Genomic DNA, 759 nt, shown 5'->3' on the forward strand with positions numbered 1-759 from the left:
AAACACGGCACAATCAGCGCAGAAACAAACTTGCGTGTATCGGCAATCACCGCAATCTGCTCAATGAAGTGGTCTTTACCAATCGCACCTTCGATCATTTGCGGTGCAATGTATTTACCACCAGAGGTTTTCATCAGTTCTTTAATGCGATCGGTGACGAACAGGTTGCCATTTTCATCAATATGGCCAGCATCACCGGTCTTTAAGAAACCGTGCTCATCAAACGTCTTTTCGGTCTCTTCTGGCATTTTGTAGTAACCGCGCATCACCATCGGGCCACGAACTAGAATCTCGTTGTTTTCGCCAATCTTCACTTGCGCGCCAGGCATCGACATACCGATAGAATCCGGATCAAAGCACTTGTCATCCCAGCACGAAATCGTCGCGGTGGTTTCTGTCATGCCGTAGCCCAACTTCACGTTGATGCCAATAGCATGGAAGAAACGACCAATGGTTTCATCCAACTTCGCGCCACCACATGGCATAAAGTTGATACGACCACCGAGCAGTGCGCGCAACTTACTGAGCACCAGCTTGTCAGCTAATGCGTGTGCTTTACGCAGCATCATCGAAGGTTTGCGTTTTTCTTGATGGCAAAGTGCCATTTTCGCGCCCATGTTCACCGCCCAAGTAAACATGATCTTGCGATGAATCGGTGCTCGAGACACTTTCTCGTGAATCGCTGAGAAAATCTTTTCGTAGAAACGAGGAACTGCACACATCACGGTTGGACGCACTTCACTTAATGCATCGCGCACC

Annotated in this window: 1 protein-coding gene; it reads right to left on the minus strand. The window is 48.6% G+C overall.

Translation table 11 applies throughout. The features are described from left to right. Nucleotides 1-759 (minus strand): AMP-dependent synthetase/ligase (locus R7Z49_RS24555; RefSeq protein ID WP_318112310.1); only part of this gene is annotated, 759 nt, incomplete at both ends.

This window comes from Vibrio sp. 1562, from assembly GCF_033340155.1.
Classification (GTDB): domain Bacteria; phylum Pseudomonadota; class Gammaproteobacteria; order Enterobacterales; family Vibrionaceae; genus Vibrio; species Vibrio alginolyticus.